Origin of the sequence: Pseudomonas sp. Wu6, assembly GCF_019891515.1 — a bacterium.
GTDB classification, from domain to species: Bacteria; Pseudomonadota; Gammaproteobacteria; order Pseudomonadales; family Pseudomonadaceae; genus Aquipseudomonas; species Aquipseudomonas orientalis_A.
The window spans coordinates 205,968-224,537 of record NZ_JAFLXH010000006.1 but is presented as its reverse complement, the minus strand read 5'-3'; the positions used below and the strand labels follow the sequence as shown (position 1 = coordinate 224,537).

The window sequence follows — 18,570 nt, the reverse complement described above, 5'->3', positions numbered from 1 at the left end:
TCAAGCCTTCGTTCGGGCACACCGAGCATTAGCGAGGTGCCGAGTGGTGGGGCAAGAGCGTTTTGCTTACTTTTGCGCTTTTCAAAAGTGAGCCGCTGTAAAAGCGGAACCGTTAGCAGTCGTTACCGCAGAAACGGATATGTACTGGGTCCAATCCAACATCCTGGTCGGCTCTGAGGCCGCCATCGGGGGCAAGCCCCCTCCCACATTGGATCTATGTGAACCCGATCAAGTGTGGGAGGGGGCTTGCCCCCGATGGCGGTCTACAGGCCTACACCGCCTCCCGATAAGGATTGCGCGGGTCCTGGGTCCAGTTCAAAAACGGCTTGCCCGTGTCGATCGGCACCATCTCGATGCAGTCGGCCACCGGGCAGGTGATCTGGCACAGATTGCAGCCCACGCACTCGTCATCGATCACCTCATATTGATGCGTACCATCGGCCTGCTTCAAACTGGCGATGGCCTGGTGCGAGGTGTCCTCGCAGGCGATATGGCAACGCCCGCAGCCAATGCACGCTTGCTGGTCAATCTTCGCAATCACCTGGTAGTTGATATCCAGGTATTTCCAGTCGGTGGTATTGCCCACCGCGCGCCCGGAAAACTCCTGCAAGCTGGTGTAACCCTGGCTGTCCATCCACCGCGACAAGCCATCCTTCATTTCTTCCACGATGCGAAACCCATGCAGCATCGCCGCCGTGCATACCTGCACCGCGCCGCAGCCCAGGGCGACGAATTCCGCCGCGTCACGCCAGTTACCGATGCCGCCGATACCGCAGATCGGCAGGCCCTGGGTCTGCGGGTCGCGGGCGATTTCGGCGACCATGTTCAAGGCAATCGGTTTGACCGCCGAGCCGCAATAGCCGCCATGGGTGCTTTGCGTGCCGACCACCGGCAGGGCGACCATGCGTTCGAGGTCGACGCTGGTGATGGAGTTGATGGTGTTGATCAGCGACACCGCATCGGCGCCGCCACGATACGCCGCGCGCGCGGCCACGCGGATGTCGGTGATGTTGGGCGTGAGCTTGACGATCACCGGCAGTGAGCAATAGGTCTTGCACCAGCGCGTCACCTGTTCCACATACTCCGGCACCTGGCCGACCGCCGCGCCCATGCCGCGTTCGGGCATGCCATGGGGGCAGCCGAAATTCAGCTCGATGCCGTCGCAACCGGTGGCTTCTACCAGCGGCAGGATGTTTTTCCAGGATTGCTCGACACAAGGCACCATCAGCGACACGATCAGCGCGCGGTCCGGCCAGTCCTTTTTGACCTGGGTGATTTCGCGCAGGTTGATCTCCAGGGAACGGTCGGTGATCAGCTCGATATTATTGATACCCAGCACTTCGCGATTGGCCCCGTAGTGGGCCGAATAGCGCGACGACACGTTGACCGCCGCCGGGTCTTCACCCAGGGTTTTCCACACCACGCCGCCCCAGCCGGCCTCGAACGCGCGCACCACGTTGTAGGCTTTGTCGGTGGGGGGAGCAGAGGCCAGCCAGAACGGGTTGGGGGCTTTGATACCGGCGAATACAATCGACAGATCGGCCATTACGCGGCCTCCACATTGAGCATGAGTTGGGCATGGATGGCCTCGGCGGCCAGCTTGCCGTGTTGCACCGCCTGCACGGTGAGGTCCTGGCCGAGGCTGACGCAATCACCGCCGGCATAGACCCCGGGAATGCTGGTGCGCAGGTGTTCGTCGACAAAGATGCGTTCGCCTACGCGATGCAGCTGCCGGGCCAGTGGGTCGTGCAGCGCTGCGTTGTCAAAGCCTTGGCCGATGGCCTTGAAGATCGCGTCGGCGGCCAGTTCGAACGTTTCGCCGGTGGGCTGCAGGCGACCGTTCTCCATGTGTGTGCGGGCAAAGCGCATGCCGCGGACTCGGCCCTCGTCGTCAAGCAAGACCTCTTCGGGCTGGGCCCAGGTCAACAGGCGTACCTGATTGGCCTTGGCAATGTCCTGTTCATGCTGGGTCGCGCCCATGTCGGCGACACCACGGCGGTACACGAGGTTGACGTCGCGGGCGCCGAGGCGCGCCATTTGCACGGCCATGTCGATGGCGGTGTTGCCGGCGCCAAGCACGATGCAGCGGTCGGCCAACGGCAGTTGAGTGAGGTCGTCGGCTTGGCGCAGTTCGCGGATGTAGTCGGTGGCGGCGAGCAGGCCGGGGGCGTCCTCGTGGGGCAGGCCCAGGTGTTTGCTGGCCGCCAGGCCGAGGCCGAGGAACACCGCATCAAATTGCGTGTGCAGCTCGCTCAAGGTGAGGTTGTCGCCCAGGCGCTGGCCGTGACGCAGCTCGATGCCGCCGATTTGCAGGAGGAAATCCAATTCCTTCTGGGCGAAGTCGTCCACCAGCTTGTACTTGGCGATGCCGTATTCATTCAGGCCGCCGGCTTTTTCCCGGGCTTCGAAGATCACCACATCATGTCCCTGCAAGGCGGACCGGTGGGCGCAGGCCAGACCGGCAGGCCCTGCGCCGACTACGGCGATACGTTTACCGGTGGGCGCGGCGCGTTGGAAAGGGTGTTCGCTGAAATGGGCGTTGTCCACCGCGTAGCGTTGCAGCAGGCCGATCAGCACCGGGGCGCATTCTTCGGCGTTATTGCGCACGCAGGCTTGCTGGCAGAGGATCTCCGTGGGGCAGACGCGCGCGCAACTGCCGCCCAGGATGTTGGCCGAGAGGATTTTCTGCGCGGCGCCTTGCACGTTTTCGGTGTGGATATGGCGGATGAACGAGGGGATATCAATGTCGCTGGGGCACGCGTTCACGCACGGTGCGTCGTAGCAATACAGACAGCGCGAGGCTTCCAGTCGGGCCTGGCGGGCGTTGAGGGGCGGCGCCAGATCGGTGAACTGACTGGCGAGGGTGGCCCCGTCTTCGCGGGGGTGGGGGAGGTGGGTCAGTGTCTGGATCACGGTAGTGGCCTCACGGTTTTTTTTGGATTGCCTCTAAGTGGGCATTTTGGACGATCGTTCCCACGCTCGGCGTGGGAATGCCTCGTTGGACGCTCTGCGTCCGCTCTTGGGACGCGGAGCGTCCCTGGCTGCATTCCCACGCAGAGCGTGGGAACGATCAATGTGGGAGGGGGCTTGCCCCCGATGGCGGTTTCAGCGGTTCACAGCCACTGGCTTGGACAGCGCTGCCCGCTTGCTCAGCTGTTCAAACACCGACGGATACGCCGGCCGTTCCACATACCGCCCGGCACCCCGCTCGGCGCGCAGGTCGCCATCGGCCCAGACCAGTTTGCCCTGGCTGATGGTGTGGCTCGGCACGCCGCGCACGGTCTTGCCTTCGAAGATGTTGAAGTCGACTTGCTGATGATGGGTCTTGGCGGAAATCGTGCGCGTGCCCTGCGGGTCCCACAGCACCAGGTCGGCATCGGCGCCCACGCGGATCGCGCCTTTGCGCGGGTAGAGGTTGAAGATCTTCGCGGTGTTGGTGGACGTCAGTGCAACGAATTCCTGCATCGACAGGCGCCCGGTGTTGACGCCCTCGTGCCACAGTAGCGCCATGCGGTCTTCGATGCCGGCGGTGCCGTTGGGGATTTTGCTGAAGTCGTCACGCCCGACGGCCTTTTGTTCGGCGCAGAAGCAGCAGTGGTCGGTGGCGGTGGTGTGCAGGTTGCCCGATTGCAGACCGCGCCAGAGTGCCTCCTGATGCCCGCGCGGACGGAACGGCGGGCTCATCACGTAGCCGGCGGCGGTCTGCCAGTCGGGATGCTGATAGACGCTGTCGTCCAGCAACAAATGGCCGGCGAGCACTTCGCCGTAGACCGCCTGGCCCTTGCCCCGCGCATAGGTGATTTCGTCCAGTGCTTCCTGGGTGGAGACGTGCACCAGGTACAGCGGCGTGCCGAGGGTCTCGGCAATGCGGATCGCCCGGCTGGCCGCTTCGCCTTCCACCTGGGAAGGGCGCGACAGCGGATGCGCTTCCGGCCCGGTGATGCCCTGGGCCAGCAATTTGCGTTGCAGGTGGTAGACCAGCTCGCCGTTTTCCGCATGGACCGTGGGCACCGCGCCCAGTTCGAGGCAGCGCTCGAAACTGGCCACCAGGGTGTCGTCCGCCGCCATGATCGCGTTCTTGTAGGCCATGAAATGCTTGAAGCTGTTGATGCCATGGTGGCTGACCAGTTCGGCCATTTCCTCGCGTACCTGGTCGCTCCACCAGGTGATCGCCACATGAAAGCCGTAGTCGGACGCCGACTTCTCGGCCCAGCCGCGCCATTGGTGGAACGCCTCCATCAAGGACTGCTGCGGGTTGGGAATCACGAAGTCGATGATCGAGGTGGTCCCGCCCGCCAGGCCCGCCGCCGTGCCACTGAAAAAGTCTTCACTGGCCACGGTGCCCATGAACGGCAGTTGCATATGGGTATGGGGATCGATGCCCCCGGGCATCAAGTATTGGCCGCTGCCATCGAGTGTTGCAGCGCCGGCGGGAATATCCAGGTCCGTGCCGATCGCACGTATCAGACCGTCTGCGCAAAACACATCGGCGCGGTAACTTTCATCATGGGTAATAACGGTGGCGCCACGGATCAACAGCGACATGTCGAGTTCCTCACAGGCTTGACCGGCTTGTGCCAGTTCTAAGTGTTGTAATACCGTTCGCCGACGGCGGGTTAATTCCTGTCATCGGTGACAGGAATAGAAACTAGCCCGAGTTTTTCGATTGGGCAAGAATATTTTTATTCGTCTTTTGTGTGATTTAACTATTTGATTTGTATCGATAAAAATCAAAAATCACCAAAATGAAGCAACCAGTTACCATTTTGACGCACTTGACAGGTTGCTGATTTGAGCAACATTTCTTATTGCAAATCAGCCGCTTGAGAGACAGCGCTTGACGAGGCCGGTAAATAAAAATAATTGTGTTGCACCAGATTGAGTCCTGAAGGTTCGGATAACTTTCCTGTTGTGGCGCCTGAGTCGCACGGCAAGTTCCGAAGATGCCCTCGGGCAATCGGATAAAGCTGATAAACATCAGCCAGTTATATATGCAGTGTGGGTCGCGAAGCAGTTGTCGGCACGGTAATTGAGTGCAGTGGCGGCTGGCCGGGCCTGAGATGTCATGTTGTCTACGAGGTACTCCGGCCACCTGCCTTAACCGTGCAGGTGAGCAACAATAATTTTAAAAAAACCGTGGAGCGGCCATGCAACAGAACAGATCGCAAGTCACCGAACGCAACGGCCTGTACGAACTCGACGCCGGCCCCGACGTCCTCGACAGCCCGCGCTACAACCACGACATGGCACCGACCAAGGTGCACGAACGCACTTGGAACAAGTGGCATATCACCGCGCTGTGGGTCGGCATGTCGATCTGTGTGCCCACCTACACCCTGGGCGGTGTGCTCACCGCGTACTTCGGCTTGTCGGTGGGCGAAGCGCTGATGGCGATTTTGCTGGCCAACATTGTGGTTCTTATCCCACTGACGCTTAACGCATTTCCGGGTACGAAGTACGGCATTCCCTTTCCGGTGCTGTTGCGCTCATCGTTCGGCATCCTGGGCTCCAATGTGCCGTGCCTGATCCGTGCGCTGGTGGCGTGCGGCTGGTTTGGCATCCAGACGATGTTCGGCGGGCTGGCGATTCATCTGTTTCTTGGCTCGATTTTCGAGGGCTGGAAGTCCCTCGGCGGCACCGGCGAGGTGATCGGGTTCATGCTTTTCTGGTGCCTGAATCTGTGGGTAGTGTTGCGTGGCGCCGAGTCGATCAAGCGCCTGGAAACCCTGTCGGCGCCGTTGCTGGTTGCCGTGGGCGTTGGCTTGCTGGTGTGGGCGATGCCGAATGTGTCGATCAGCGAGCTGATGGCGATCCCGCCCAAGCGTCCCGAAGGGGCGAGTCTCAGCGGTTATTTCATGGCCGGCCTCACCGCAATGGTGGGATTCTGGGCCACGTTGTCGCTGAATATCCCTGACTTCAGCCGCTATGCCAAAAGCCAGAAGGACCAGATCCTCGGGCAGATTTTCGGCTTGCCGCTGACCATGTTCCTGTTCGCCGCCCTGGGCGTAATCATGACCGCCGCTTCGGTAAAACTGGTGGGGGTCAGCGTGTCCGACCCGGTCACCCTGATCGGGCATATCCAGAGCCCGGTGTGGGTCGCCGTCGCCATGGCGTTGATCATCATCGCCACCTTGTCGACCAACACGGCGGCGAACATCGTTTCGCCGACCAACGACTTTCAGAACATCGCGCCCAAGCTGATCAACCGCACCACGGCGGTGATTCTGACCGGTCTGGTGGGGTTGGCGCTGATGGCCCATGAGCTGCTGAAAAAACTCGGACTGATCGTGTCCGATGTCAGCCTGGAGACGGTGTATTCCAATTGGTTGCTCGGTTACTCCAGCCTGCTGGGACCGATCGCCGGGATCATGGTGGTGGACTACTTCATCACCCGCAGACAGCAGCTGGACCTGGCGGGACTCTACCGGGACGACGTGTACCCGGCCTGGAACTGGAGCGGGTTTATCGCGTTCGGCGTGCCGGTGGTGCTGACCTTGCTGTCCCTGGGCAGCGATGCGTTCAGCTGGTTCTACAGCTACGGCTGGTTTACCGGTTCGGCGTTGGGCGGGGTGCTGTATTACGCGCTGAACGCCAGACGCGCGATCACTCCAGTCGTAGCCAAATCATCTATGTGAACACGGTCAAAAATGTGGGAGGGGGCAAGCCCCTCCCACATTTTGACCAGTTTTCACTGTTGGAATCGTGTCAATTCAAGCCTGAGGAGATCCCCCCATGAACGCTGCTCTCGACGTTCTGCAATCGACCCATCAGCACATCAACCGCGACCGTTTGTGGCAGTCGCTGATGGACCTGGCCAAGCTCGGCGCCACCCCCAAGGGCGGGGTGTGCCGCCTGGCCCTCACCGACCTCGACCGCAAGGCCCGCGACCTGTTCGTGCAATGGTGCGAGGAGGCCGGCTGTACCGTGTCTGTCGACGGCATCGGCAATATTTTCGCCCGGCGTCCGGGGCGCAACCCCGACCTGCCGCCAGTGATGACCGGCAGCCATATCGACACCCAGCCCACCGGCGGCAAGTTCGACGGTTGCTTCGGCGTGTTGGCCGGTGTGGAAGTGCTGCGCACCCTCAACGACCTCAAGCTCGAAACCGAGGCGCCGCTGGAAGTGGTGGTGTGGACCAACGAAGAAGGCTCGCGCTTTCCCCCGTGCATGATGGGCTCCGGGGTGTTCGCCGAGAAGTTCAGCCTGGCCGATACCCTGGCCAAGGTGGATGTGGACGGCGTTTCGGTTGGCGATGCGCTGAACGCCATCGGCTATGCGGGCACGCGTGCCGAGAGCGGGCACAAAGTCGGTGCTTATTTCGAAGCGCATATCGAACAAGGGCCGATTCTCGAAGATGAGAAAAAAACCATCGGCGTGGTACTCGGAGCCCTCGGGCAGAAGTGGTTCGACCTGAAGTTGCGGGGTGTTGAAGCGCACGCGGGGCCGACGCCGATGCACCTGCGCAAGGATGCTCTGGTTGGCGCGGCAGCGGTGGTGGCCGCCGTCAACGCCGCAGCACTGGAACACCAGCCGCATGCCTGCGGGACCGTGGGTTGCCTGCAGGCGTATCCCGGTTCGCGCAATGTGATTCCCGGCGAAGTGCGCATGACCCTGGATTTTCGTCACCTGGAGCCGGCACGGCTGGATTCGATGATTGCCCAGGTGCGCCAGGTGATCGATGCAACCTGCGACAAACATGGATTGAGCTTTGAACTGGAACCTACCGCCGACTTCCCGCCGCTGTTCTTCGACCAAGGCTGTGTAGACGCCGTGCGCGACGCGGCCAATGGCTTGGGGTTGTCGCACATGGACATTGTCAGCGGGGCAGGGCACGACGCGATTTTCGTCGCCGAGCTGGGCCCGGCGGGAATGATCTTTGTGCCGTGTGAGGGGGGTATCAGCCATAACGAAATCGAGAATGCCGCGCCGGATGATTTGGCGGCGGGGTGCGCGGTGTTGTTGAGGGCCATGGTGGCGGCTTCGGCAGCCATCGCCAGCGGTAAGCTTGCGGCTTGAAATGTGGGAGGGGGCTTGCTCCCGATGGCGGTGGGTCAGTCAATAAATCTGCTACTGATACACCGTTATCGGGAGCAAGCCCCCTCCCACAGTTAACTGTGTTGTGTCAGATAGTCCCGATAGGTACTAGACCCAAATTGCATCCCACAAAGGATAGTCCCCGATCCGCTCGACCAACCCTGCTCGCAATGGATTGGCCACTACATAGCGGGCCATTTTCACCAGGTCATCTTCTTTGCGCAGCGCCCGGTCGTGGAAGCTTTCCTGCCATAGCCGGCCCTTGCGTCCGGTGGCGCCGTTGACGGTTCGTGTGCTTCTGGATTTTACCTGGCACATCAGGTCTGCCAGCGAGCCTTTTTTCAGCTCGAGGATCCAGTGGAAATGGTCGGGCATGATGACCCATGCCAGGGAGTTCGCCAGCCCTTGGTGCTGAGCGATTCGAAATTGCCGGACCACCAGGCGCCCGAGGTGAAAGTCGCTGAACAGGCGAATGCGTTCATGGGTATTGGTGGTAATCAAGTAGATGCGATTCGGTTCGCTGATTCGGCCGATGCGCAGGCGATGTGAAGCGGGTAGATCAGGCATTCCCTGGCCTCTCTGCTAAGTGGACTCTGAGAGGCTAGGAGGGGTGGGCTGAATGTGATGTGCAGGCTTTTGGCAGGATGTGTCTGGAAGGGCGCTATCGGGAGCAAGCCCCCTCCCACAGGGGGCCTGCAGTGTTCATACATTGTGTGTCTGGCACGGAACCAGTGTGGGAGGGGGCTTGCTCCCGATGAGGCCGTAACAGGCGCCGCCGTCAGTGCGTCTGCCCCTCGCTTCCAGGTTGCCACCCACCCCCCAACGCCGTCACCAACCCCACGCTCGCCTGCAACTGCCGTGTCTGCACCGCCTGCAAGGTTCGCTGCGCCTGCAAGGCCGCTGTCTGCGCGGTGACCACATCCAGATAACTCACGGCTCCCGCCTCATAGCTGTTCATCGCCAGCGCCTGGGTGTGCTGCGCTGCATCCGCCGCCGCCTGTTCGTCCTGGGCCTGCTGCTGCAAGTCGCGCAGTTGTGCGAGGTTGTCTTCCACCTCACGCACGGCTTTCAACACCTGGCTGCGGTACTGCGCCGATGCTTCTTCAAATTCGGCCCTGGCCTGGCGTTCGTTGGCGCTCAAGCGTCCGCCATCAAGGATGGGCAGGTTCATCAACGGCCCCAGTGCCCAATAACGATTGCCCGCTGAAAGCAGATTGCCCACGCCCTGCGTCTGGCCGCCAATCAACCCGGTCAGACTGAAGTCCGGATACCACGCGGCCTTGGCCACGCCGATAGAGGCATTGGCTGCAAACACTCGCCGTTCCGCCGCCGCAATATCCGGGCGACGTTGCAGCAGGTGGCTGGGCAGTTGCGCTGGAATTCCTGGCAAGGCCATCAACTGCGGGCTGGCTGGCAATGAAAAGTTACTGGCCGCGACGCCGACCAATTCGCCGATGGCATGCTCGGTGAGGTTACGCTGCCCACGCACTTCATCCAGTTGCGCCCTGGCCTCGGCCAGTTGATTTTGCGCACGGGTAAGGTCCAGTTCCGAGGCGATCTGCCCCTCATAACGGCTACGGGTGAGTTGCAGCGCCTGGCTGAAATCCTTCAGGGAGTGGGTGAGAATCCGGCTCTGCGCATCCAGCCCGTTGAGTTGCACATACAGCGTTGTCAACTGGCGTTGCAGGCTCAGGCGCGCCACGGCCAAGTCATCGCCGGATGCTTGCGCCTGGGCGTCGCCGGCCGCGACTTGGTTGCGGATTTTGCCCCACAGGTCCAGCTCGTAACTCAACGATAATCCGGCGGTGTCGCTGTTGTATACCGACGGTTGCGTCGTGCCGCGCAACGGCCTCGAATCCGATTGGCGCTGGCGCAACGGCTGGGCGCTGGCGGTGAGCTGTGGAAACAGCCCTGCATGCAGTTGACTGGCATACGCCTGGGACGCATCGAAATGCGCCAGCGCCGCGGCCAGGTCGGGGTTGGCCGTGAGCAGTTGCTGCTGCAGCGCATCGAGCGTTGGGTCGTTGTACAGCTTCCACCACTGCGGCGCCAATGCGTCGGACGGCTGCGCGCTGTGCCACGGGCCGTCGCTGGTCTGTTCGCGGTAACCGGCCGGCAGGTCAACCGACGGCACGTGGTAGACGGGTGCCATGGAGCAGCCTTGCAAGGCCAGCAGCATCAGTGCCGCTAACGGGTTAAGCCTTGGGCGCATGGACACCCCCGGTGGCGTCGGCCAGTTGTACCGTGTCGCCTTCGCGCAGGGCATCGGGTGGGTTGTCGATGATGCGGTCGGCGGGTTTCAGGCCCTGGTCGATCACCAGCCGTTCGCCCAGGTCCAGGCCGATATGAATGACTTGCAGGTGCACATGGTTGTGCCGGTCCAGCACCGCGACCTGGGTGCCCTGGGCGCGGAAGATCAGCGCGCTGGCGGGGATGCTCACGCCATGGGTGTCCGCCGGAATCGGCAAGGTCGCTTCGGCATAGTCGCCGGGCAGCAGTTCACCGTTAGGGTTGTCGACGACGAACTGCGCGAGCAGGGTGCCGGAGCGTCGGTCGATGGCCGTGGAGTCGCCGATCAGGCGCGCCTTGAAGTGCTCGCCCGGATGTTCGGGCACCGTCAGCTCGGCTTCCAGGCCTGGGTGGATCACCGCCGCGTAGTTCTGTGGCACCGGCACGTACAGGCGCAGCTGGTGGGTGTCGGCAAGGCTGAACAGTTCCGGATCGCTGTCGGTGTCGGCCTTGATCAACTGGCCGATGTCGGTATTGCGCGCGGTGATGGTGCCGGCGAAGGGCGCACGCAGGGTCTTGTAGCTTTCCAGTGCGCACAGCCGCGCATAGTCGGCGGCGGCCGCCTGGGCGTTGGCTTTGGCGGCGGCGGCATCCGAGGTTTTCTCATCGGCCTCCTGGCGCGACACGGAGTGGCTGGCCAGCAGGTTTTGCCAGCGCGTTGCAGTGGTGGCGGCCAGGCGTGCATTGGCCTGTTCCTGGACCAGGTGGGCGTGGGTTTGCGCCAGTTGCTGGTCAAGGTCCGGGCTGTCGATCTGCGCGAGGATTTGCCCGGCCTTGACCTGGCTGCCGATATCGACCTTCCAGTCCTTCAAATAGCCGCTGACCCGAGCATGGATCGGCGCCTTGCTCCAGGCCTCCAGGTGCGCCGGCAAGCGCAGGGTGTCGCCGCTGGCATTCTGTTTGGGCTGGAACACCCTCACCTGGGGGATGGCCGCGGTTTCGGTCCAGGCGGTCACCGCTTGTTCATGCAGCGTGCGGGCGTGCAAGCCGTTGGCGACCAACAGGGCGGCCAGGGTCAGGCCGCCGATACCCATGAGCATCAGACGCTTGCGCGAGGGTTTTTGATCAGACGACATGGGACGTTTCTCCAGCAATTGCGCGAGTAGGGTGACGACCGTGGACCAGGCTGAAGACCACGGGAACAAACAACAAGGTGGCGACGGTGGCGAAGATCAACCCACCGATCACGGCGCGGCCCAGCGGCGCGTTCTGTTCCTCGGACAGCGCCAGGGGCAGCATGCCGATGATCATCGCCAGGGCGGTCATGCACACCGGGCGAAAGCGCGTGTAACCGGCTTCCATCGCCGCTTTCAAGGCATCGCCATGTTCGGCCAGGCGTTCACGGCAGAAACTCACCACCAGGATCGAGTTGGCGGTGGCCACGCCCATGCACAGAATCGCGCCGGTCAGGGCCGGCACCGATAGCGAGGTGCCGCTGAGGAACAGCATCCACACGATCCCCGCCAATGCTGCGGGCAACGCAGTGATGATCACGAAGGGGTCGGCCCAGGATTGGAAGTTGACCACGATCAGCAGGTAGATCAACACCACGGCGCCGAGCAGGCCGAAGCTCAAGCCGCTGAACGCCTCGTGCAGCGCATCGATCTGCCCGTGCAGGCTGATCGTCGCGCCTTTGGGGCGCATGGACGCGGTGTCATCGAGGACTTTTTGCACATCCCGGGCGACGCCACCGAGGTCGCGGCCCTGCACGTTGGCATACAGGTCCAGGGTGGGTTCGATGTTGTAGTGCGTCACCACCGCGGGGCTTTGTACCCGCGAAATAGTCGCCACGCCGCCGAGGATCTGGGACTGGCCATCGGCACCGGTCACCGGCAGGGCCTCCAGCGAAGGCAGGCTGTCGAGGCGGTATTGCGGCGTCGCGGCCACGATCGAATAGGACACGCCATTGGCCGGATTCAGCCAGAACGTGGGCGCCACCTGGGAGCTGCCGGCGAGGGAGGCGACCATGCTGTTGGTCACGTCTTTTTCGGTGATGCCCAGGCCATTGGCGCGCAGGCGGTCGACATTCACCTGCAGCGACGGGTAACCGGTGGACTGTTGGATACGCAGGTCGGCGATGCCCGGGACGTGTTGCAGGCGCCGTTCGAGTTCCACGGCATAGGCGCGGTTTTCGGCATCGTTGCGTCCGGAAATCTTCACGTCCAGTGGTGCCGGCGCGCCGAAGTTGAGGATCTGGCTGCTGATGTCCGCCGGCAGGAACGCAAAGTGGCTGCCGGGGAAGTTTTGCGGCAGGGCCTCACGCAGTTTTTTCACGTAATCGGCGGTGGGCGCGTGGTCCTTTTTCAGCGTGACCTGGATATCGCCGTCCTGCGGGCCGATGGTGCCGCTGTTGCTGTAGGCCATGTCGATGCCGCTGAGCGGGATGCCGATGTTGTCGACGATCATGTCCAGCGCTTGCGCCGGGATCACCTCGCGAATCCGCGCTTCGATGCGGTCGAACGCGGCGGCGCTTTCCTCGATGCGCGTACCCAGCGGCAGGCGCACATGCAGCGCCAGTGCGCCGGCATCGGTCGCCGGAAAAAAATCCTGGCCCAGGCTCGGCAGCAACACGAACGAGGCCAGCACACAGGCGAGGAATCCGACGATAAAGCGCTTGCGCGCGCCGAGTGCGAGCATCAGCAGGCCGTGGTAGGTGTCGCGGATATTCGAGAAATGCCGCTCGAACCCTTGCTGGAAATTCAGCACGGCTTGCAGCGCGGCATGGCGCGGCTTGCGGTGCTGTTCGCCCTCGTGGTGGTTGATGAATGGGTCTTCCGGATGATGCCCCAGGCCTTGCTCCGGTGCGTGGGGCTTGAGCAGAAACATCGCCAGCGTCGGCACCAGGGTGCGCGAGAGAATGAACGAACTGGCCATGGCAAAGATCACCGCCAGCGCCATCGGCCGGAACAGATACCCGGCGATGCCCTGCAGCAGGAACATCGGCACGAACACGATGCAGATGCACAGCAGCGAGACGAACGCCGGGCCGACGATTTGTGCGGCGCCGTCGAGGATCGCCGTTTTCACCGCCTTGCCTTGTTCCAGGTGCCAGTTGATGTTTTCGATGGTCACCGTGGCGTCGTCCACCAGAATGCCCACCGCCAGGGCCAGGCCGCCCAGGGTCATCACATTGAGGGTTTGCCCGCTGACCGCCAGCAGCGCGATGGCCGACAGCACCGCCAGGGGGATGGATGCGGCAATGATCAGGGTCGAGCGCCAGCTGCCGAGAAACAGCAGGATCATCGCGCTGGTCAGCAGGGCGGCGATGATGCCTTCCTGGGCCACGCTGCCCACCGACTGCTTGACGAACACCGAGGCGTCGCCCAGCAGTGAGGTCTTCAGCGACGGCGGCAGGGTTTCGTTGATGCGCGGCAGCATCTGGCGAATGCCGTCGATGATCGAGAGCGTCGAGATACTGCCGTTCTTCAAGGCCGGCATCAGCACCGCACGGTGGCCGTCGACGCGCACGATATTGGTCTGCGGGGGCGAGCCGTCCCGTACGTGGGCCACTTGGCCGATGGTGATGATCGCGCCGTCGACGTTCTTGATCGGCAAGTCGTTGAGCTCATCGATGGCCTTGGGGCTGTTGTTCAGCAGGATCGTGTATTCGTTGGGGCCGAGCTTGGCGGTGCCCACCGGGATGATCTGGTTCTGCAATGCCAGCGCATTGCCTACGTCCTGGGCCGACAAACCCTTGGCCGCCAGGGCCTGGGGGTCGAGGTCCAGGGTGATCTGGCGCTGCTTGCCGCCCATCGGCGTGGGCATCGCCAGGCCGGGCAGGGCGCTCAGCGGCAGGCGGATGTTGTTCTGCACCAGGTCGCGGATTCTCGCCTCCGACAGGCTCGGGCTCGAGAACGCCATTTGCAGGATCGGCACCGTGGAGGCGCTGTAGTTGAGGATCAGCGGCGGCGTGATACCCGGTGGCATTTGCTTGAGCACCGTCTGTGATACCGCCGTGACCTGGGCGTTGGCGGTGCGGATATCCACGCCGGGCTGGAAGAAGATCTTGACGATGCCCATGCCTGGCAGGGATTGCGATTCGATATGTTCGATGTCGTTGACGGTGGTGCTCAGGGAGCGTTCGTAGGTGTAGATCACCCGCCCGGCCATTGCGTCCGGCGACAGGCCGTTGTATTGCCAGACCACGGCGACCACGGGGATACCGATATCGGGGAACACATCGGTGGGCGTACGCAGGGCCGCCATGGGCCCGATGATGCAGATGAATATGGCCAGCACGATAAACGTGTACGGCTTGTGCAGTGCGGTCTTTACCAGCCCGAGCATGCGTGAGTCTCCGAGAAGAGCAGGATTGCAAACCCCGGCAGTCTTGCCCGACCCACCTAACACGCACCTTTCAGCCAGGTGAAGGAACATTTAGGTAACGGCTGAAGATCGTTTCATTTGTATTCATTTGTTCTACAAACGGCGGCTCTTCAAGCTTGTCAGCCATCGGATACGCTTTTTACTGATGCGCTTTGGAGCCCTGCCATGTCACCGAAAACACTGTTGTTGATTCCCACCCTTGCGGCTGTCGTACTGTTGTCGGCGTGTGCCGGCCCGATACCCAAGGCCGACCCGAGCCAAGCCTGGATCGGCTTGAAAGAAGAGGCACCCAATGACTTGTTGGCCGAGCGTCTCGATGGCAAGCGCGTCGATGACGGGCGCTACTTCGAAGTGAGCCCCGGGGACCATCGCCTGGACGTGACGTTGTTTGAGGAGGAGCCCGGCGACGATAACCAGCAGGACTGCCAGGGCCGGGTCGAGTACAAGCATTTCAAGGCGGGTGAGCATTACACCCTGGAGGAATCGAGCCTGGGGACTACCGTGCGCGCAGCGCTCAAGGATGGCCACGGCAAGGAGGTCGCCGCCACCCAGGACTTCAATTGCATGCCCGGCTAGGCGTGATGCACCGTCGCCTTGCTCGGCTTGGCGGGCGCGGCGGGTTTGACGTGGGGGTGATGGTGCCGGCGGGTCACGCGCATGACCCCCCACAACATGGCGGCGGCCACCGCCAGCCAACCGCAGATCAACAGGAAAATCGTCGTTGCAAGGCTCATTCAGGCCTCCCTTCACCCCGTCCGGGGTACACACAGTCTTCTCAATGGACAGTCTAGCTACCCGGCGGTTGCCTGCTATTGACCAATGGTCGTGTCCGTCCAACTTGTTTGCTCTATGGCGGGCGGTTTATCGACACGTGAGGCTATACCCTTGCCCAAGAGCGTCCTATGATCGGGGCCCTCACCGGCAGTTGATCAAGAGAGTCAAACATTGCGCTTACGGTCGAACCTCAAAACATCCATCCTGCTGGCCTGTGCCCTGGGGCTGATGGCCTGTTCCAGCCAGCCGTCGAAACTTCCCGGCCTGCCGGAGCGGGTTGAGCTCAATGGCGTCCCCACTTTTCGCAGCGAGGCTTATCAGAGCGGTCCTGCGGCACTGGCCAGCATGCTGTCGCAACAAGGCATTGTCATGACACCGGGGCTGCTCGATAAGCCACTGCACCTGCCGGGCGCCGAGGCGGACCTTGAGCGCAACATGCCAAAGCTGGCGCGTGAGTACGGGCTGATGGTGTATCCGCTGGATGCCGGGCTGACCGCAGTGCTGGCGCAGGTGGCGGCCGGTTATCCGGTAATGGCGCGCATCAACTCCAGCTTCTGGTCCGGCCCGCGTTACGTCGTGGTGGTGGGGTTCAATCAGCAGAAAAGCACGGTGCTGTTGCGTTCCGGCATGGAGCGGCGATTGATGATGAGCTTTGGTGACTTCGAGTCGGCGTGGAAGAGCGCGGGTCATTGGGCGATCCTGACCCAGCGTCCGAGCCAGTTGCCGGCGAATGTGGACGCGCAGCGTTGGCGGGAGGCGGCGAACGCTACGGCCCAGGCCGGGCAGGAAGGGGCGGCGGCCCAGGCGCTCAAGGTCCTGGCGGAACGCAGATAAAAATGTGGGAGGGGGCAAACCCCCTCCCACATTTGATCGGTGCTGTCAGCTGACTAGCGACGCACTTCCGTCACACCCGCACGGTTCTTCAGATTCTTGTCAGCCTTGTAGCGCAACGCCACATCCGGCACCGCGCCGCCCTTGCCGGTCTCGACCCAGCTGCGAATACGGCTGGCATCGGCAAAGTGGGTGAACTTGCCAAAAGCATCCAGGATCACCAGCGACACCGGGCGGTTACCCATGCTCGTGACCAGCACCAGGCAGTGCCCGGCCTGATTGGTAAAGCCGGTCTTGGTCAGCTTGATGTCCCAGTTGGCACGATTGATCAGGTGGTCGGTGTTGGAGAAACCCAGGGTGTAGTTGGGCTTGCGGAACGCCACGGTCTTTTCCTTGGTGGTGCTCAACTGGCTCAACATCGGGAATTTGCGCGCATAGGCCAGCAATTTGCTCAGGTCGCGGGCGGTCGACACGTTGTGGATCGACAGGCCTGTAGGCTCCACGTAATGGGTGCTGGTCATGCCCAGCGCCTTGGCCTTGGCGTTCATCGCCGCAATAAACGCCGCGTAGCCGCCCGGATAATGGTGGGCCAGGCTCGCGGCGGCGCGGTTTTCCGAGGACATCAATGCGATCAGCAGCATCTCCTTGCGCGGCATCTGGCTGCCGATCTTCACGCGCGAGAACACCCCTTTCATCTCTGGCGTGTCGGTGATGTTGATATCGATGTATTCATCCATGTTCTGCTTGGCTTCCAGCACGATCAGGCCGGTCATCAGCTTGCTCACGGACGCGATGGGCACCACCACGTCGGGGTTGCTGGCATAGATCACTTTGTTGGTCTGCAAATCCACGAGCATGGCGCTGCCGGAAGCAATTTGCAGTTTGGAGGCGTCACGCGGGGCCAGGGTGGATTCGGCGGCGTGGGCGAAGGTGCCTGTGAAAGCAAAAAACAGGCTGACAAGAGAAAGACGAATTTTCACGCGGATGAACTCGCTAAAAAGTAAGGAAATACCGTTTGGGAAACGGGTTTTATGAAAAATGGCGTTACATTCTAGGAGTATGGATCAGAAACTGTCGAATGTTCTTCCAGAACCAGACGAAAGTGCTTAAAAACTAAGAAAAAACAGTTTTTCTTCAGGCAATAAAAAGCCCCGCGCTAAGGCAGGGCTTTTTCAGTACGCGTGGTTATTAGCCGTGGAGCGTTTCCGCCGCATACAGCGTGTTCTCCAGCAGGCACGCCCGGGTCATCGGGCCTACGCCGCCTGGAACCGGGGTGATCCAGCCGGCGCGGGGCAGGGCGGTGTCGTAGACCACGTCGCCGACCAGCTTGCCGTCGTCCTGGCGGTTGATGCCCACGTCAATGACGATGGCGCCTTCCTTGATCCATTCACCTTTGACCAGGCCCGGCTTGCCGGCGGCGACCACCACCAGGTCGGCGCGGCCAACGTGGCCGGCCAGGTCCTTGGTGAAGCGGTGGGTAACGGTCACGGTGCAGCCGGCCAACAACAGTTCCATGGCCATCGGGCGACCGACGATGTTCGAGGCGCCAACCACGACGGCGTCGAGGCCATAGAGATCGACCCCGGTGCTTTCCAGCAACGTCATGATCCCTTTGGGCGTGCAGGGGCGCAGCAGCGGGATGCGCTGGGCCAGGCGACCGACGTTATAGGGGTGGAAACCATCGACGTCTTTGTCCGGGCGGATGCGTTCCAGCAGTTGGGAGGCGTCCAGGTGCTCGGGCAGCGGCAACTGGAGCAGGATGCCGTCCATGTCCGGGTCATCGTTGAGGCTGTCAATCAGGTCGGCCAGGGCCTGTTGAGTGGTGTTCGAAGGCAAGTCGTAGGCTTTGGAGATAAAGCCCACCTCTTCGCAGTCTTTACGCTTGTGCGAGACATAAACCTGAGAGGCAGGATCGCTGCCGACCAGGATCACCGCGAGGCCAGGCGTGCGCAGGCCTTGCTGGCGACGCTCGGTGACGCGTTTGGCGATCTGCTGGCGCAGGCTGGCGGCGATTGATTTGCCGTCGATAAGTTGTGCAGTCATTACGCGTGATTAACCATCGAGAGGGAGAAGAAAAGTGCGCGCATTCTCGCACGCCAAGGCGCGAGGGCAAAGGCGCTTGGTCTGCAAATTGGCCTAACCCCTTAAATAAAATCAGTTTTTTTCAAAAAAGATTTGACGGGTTTCAGGCCGCTCTATACTATTCGTCGCACTTGTCGGGCACAGCCTAGCACTGGTTAGAAAGTCGAGCAGAATTGTTGTCCTGCAAGGCTGGAAACACTTAGTTTGTAATCCTCCAAGAGTACAGATTAATCA

General features: G+C 61.8%; 14 protein-coding genes. 4 read left to right on the top strand and 10 right to left on the bottom strand.

The window, feature by feature from the left end; all coding sequences use genetic code 11:
• Window positions 1-271: 271 nt before the first annotated feature.
• From preA to hydA, 3 genes are all read right to left on the bottom strand, one after another.
• The gene (gene preA, locus J1G34_RS06480) at window positions 272-1,546 is read right to left on the bottom strand and encodes an NAD-dependent dihydropyrimidine dehydrogenase subunit PreA (RefSeq protein WP_065892557.1); all 1,275 of its coding nucleotides are present in this window, start codon (window positions 1,544-1,546) and stop codon (window positions 272-274) included.
• Window positions 1,546-2,913, bottom strand: coding sequence for an NAD(P)-dependent oxidoreductase (locus tag J1G34_RS06475; RefSeq protein ID WP_065892556.1), 1,368 nt, complete (start codon window positions 2,911-2,913; stop codon window positions 1,546-1,548). The genes preA and J1G34_RS06475 overlap by 1 nt, the downstream gene beginning before the upstream one ends.
• A gap of 192 nt (window positions 2,914-3,105) precedes the next feature.
• Entirely contained in the window at window positions 3,106-4,545 is a 1,440-nt protein-coding gene (gene hydA, locus J1G34_RS06470; protein ID WP_065937124.1) for a dihydropyrimidinase, read from the bottom strand.
• A 602-nt stretch (window positions 4,546-5,147) separates the two neighbouring features.
• On the opposite strand from hydA, the gene J1G34_RS06465 reads away from it, so the two are divergent.
• Both J1G34_RS06465 and J1G34_RS06460 read left to right on the top strand, forming a co-directional pair.
• On the top strand, window positions 5,148-6,635 hold the full coding sequence (locus J1G34_RS06465; RefSeq protein WP_065937123.1) for an NCS1 family nucleobase:cation symporter-1: 1,488 nt from the start codon (window positions 5,148-5,150) through the stop codon (window positions 6,633-6,635).
• A gap of 97 nt (window positions 6,636-6,732) precedes the next feature.
• A complete protein-coding gene (locus tag J1G34_RS06460) occupies window positions 6,733-8,016 on the top strand; it encodes a Zn-dependent hydrolase (RefSeq protein WP_222993605.1) in 1,284 nt (427 codons plus the stop codon).
• A 126-nt stretch (window positions 8,017-8,142) separates the two neighbouring features.
• Here the strand turns inward: J1G34_RS06460 and J1G34_RS06455 are convergent, their stop codons facing one another.
• The 4 genes from J1G34_RS06455 to J1G34_RS06440 all read right to left on the bottom strand — a co-directional run bounded on the left by J1G34_RS06455 (window position 8,143) and on the right by J1G34_RS06440 (window position 14,610).
• Window positions 8,143-8,601, bottom strand: coding sequence for an REP-associated tyrosine transposase (locus J1G34_RS06455; RefSeq protein WP_065896788.1), 459 nt, complete (start codon window positions 8,599-8,601; stop codon window positions 8,143-8,145).
• A 211-nt stretch (window positions 8,602-8,812) separates the two neighbouring features.
• A complete protein-coding gene (locus tag J1G34_RS06450; protein WP_222993603.1) occupies window positions 8,813-10,246 on the bottom strand; it encodes an efflux transporter outer membrane subunit in 1,434 nt (477 codons plus the stop codon).
• Window positions 10,230-11,399, bottom strand: a complete 1,170-nt coding sequence (locus tag J1G34_RS06445) for an efflux RND transporter periplasmic adaptor subunit (protein WP_222993601.1) — start codon at window positions 11,397-11,399, stop codon at window positions 10,230-10,232. Before J1G34_RS06445 ends, J1G34_RS06450 begins: the two co-directional genes overlap by 17 nt.
• Window positions 11,389-14,610, bottom strand: coding sequence for an efflux RND transporter permease subunit (locus J1G34_RS06440; protein WP_222993599.1), 3,222 nt, complete (start codon window positions 14,608-14,610; stop codon window positions 11,389-11,391). The genes J1G34_RS06445 and J1G34_RS06440 overlap by 11 nt, the downstream gene beginning before the upstream one ends.
• 204 nt (window positions 14,611-14,814) lie before the next feature.
• Here J1G34_RS06440 and J1G34_RS06435 point away from each other — a divergent pair, with 204 nt between their 5' ends.
• Window positions 14,815-15,225 (top strand): PA0061/PA0062 family lipoprotein, encoded by a 411-nt coding sequence (locus J1G34_RS06435; RefSeq protein WP_065884855.1) that lies wholly within the window; start codon window positions 14,815-14,817, stop codon window positions 15,223-15,225.
• On the opposite strand, the gene J1G34_RS06430 is transcribed toward J1G34_RS06435, so the two are convergent.
• Complete coding sequence (locus J1G34_RS06430; RefSeq protein ID WP_163001576.1) at window positions 15,222-15,383, bottom strand: hypothetical protein; 162 nt, start codon at window positions 15,381-15,383, stop codon at window positions 15,222-15,224. The two genes, J1G34_RS06435 and J1G34_RS06430, sit on opposite strands and share 4 nt — an antisense overlap.
• 211 nt (window positions 15,384-15,594) lie before the next feature.
• Here J1G34_RS06430 and J1G34_RS06425 point away from each other — a divergent pair, with 211 nt between their 5' ends.
• A complete protein-coding gene (locus J1G34_RS06425) occupies window positions 15,595-16,257 on the top strand; it encodes a peptidase C39 family protein (RefSeq protein WP_065892549.1) in 663 nt (220 codons plus the stop codon).
• A gap of 53 nt (window positions 16,258-16,310) precedes the next feature.
• Here the strand turns inward: J1G34_RS06425 and pbpG are convergent, their stop codons facing one another.
• Window positions 16,311-17,234 (bottom strand): D-alanyl-D-alanine endopeptidase, encoded by a 924-nt coding sequence (gene pbpG / locus J1G34_RS06420; RefSeq protein WP_065892548.1) that lies wholly within the window; start codon window positions 17,232-17,234, stop codon window positions 16,311-16,313.
• Between the two features lie 208 nt (window positions 17,235-17,442).
• On the bottom strand, window positions 17,443-18,297 hold the full coding sequence (gene folD, locus J1G34_RS06415; protein WP_065896783.1) for a bifunctional methylenetetrahydrofolate dehydrogenase/methenyltetrahydrofolate cyclohydrolase FolD: 855 nt from the start codon (window positions 18,295-18,297) through the stop codon (window positions 17,443-17,445).
• Between the last annotated feature and the right edge of the window lie 273 nt (window positions 18,298-18,570).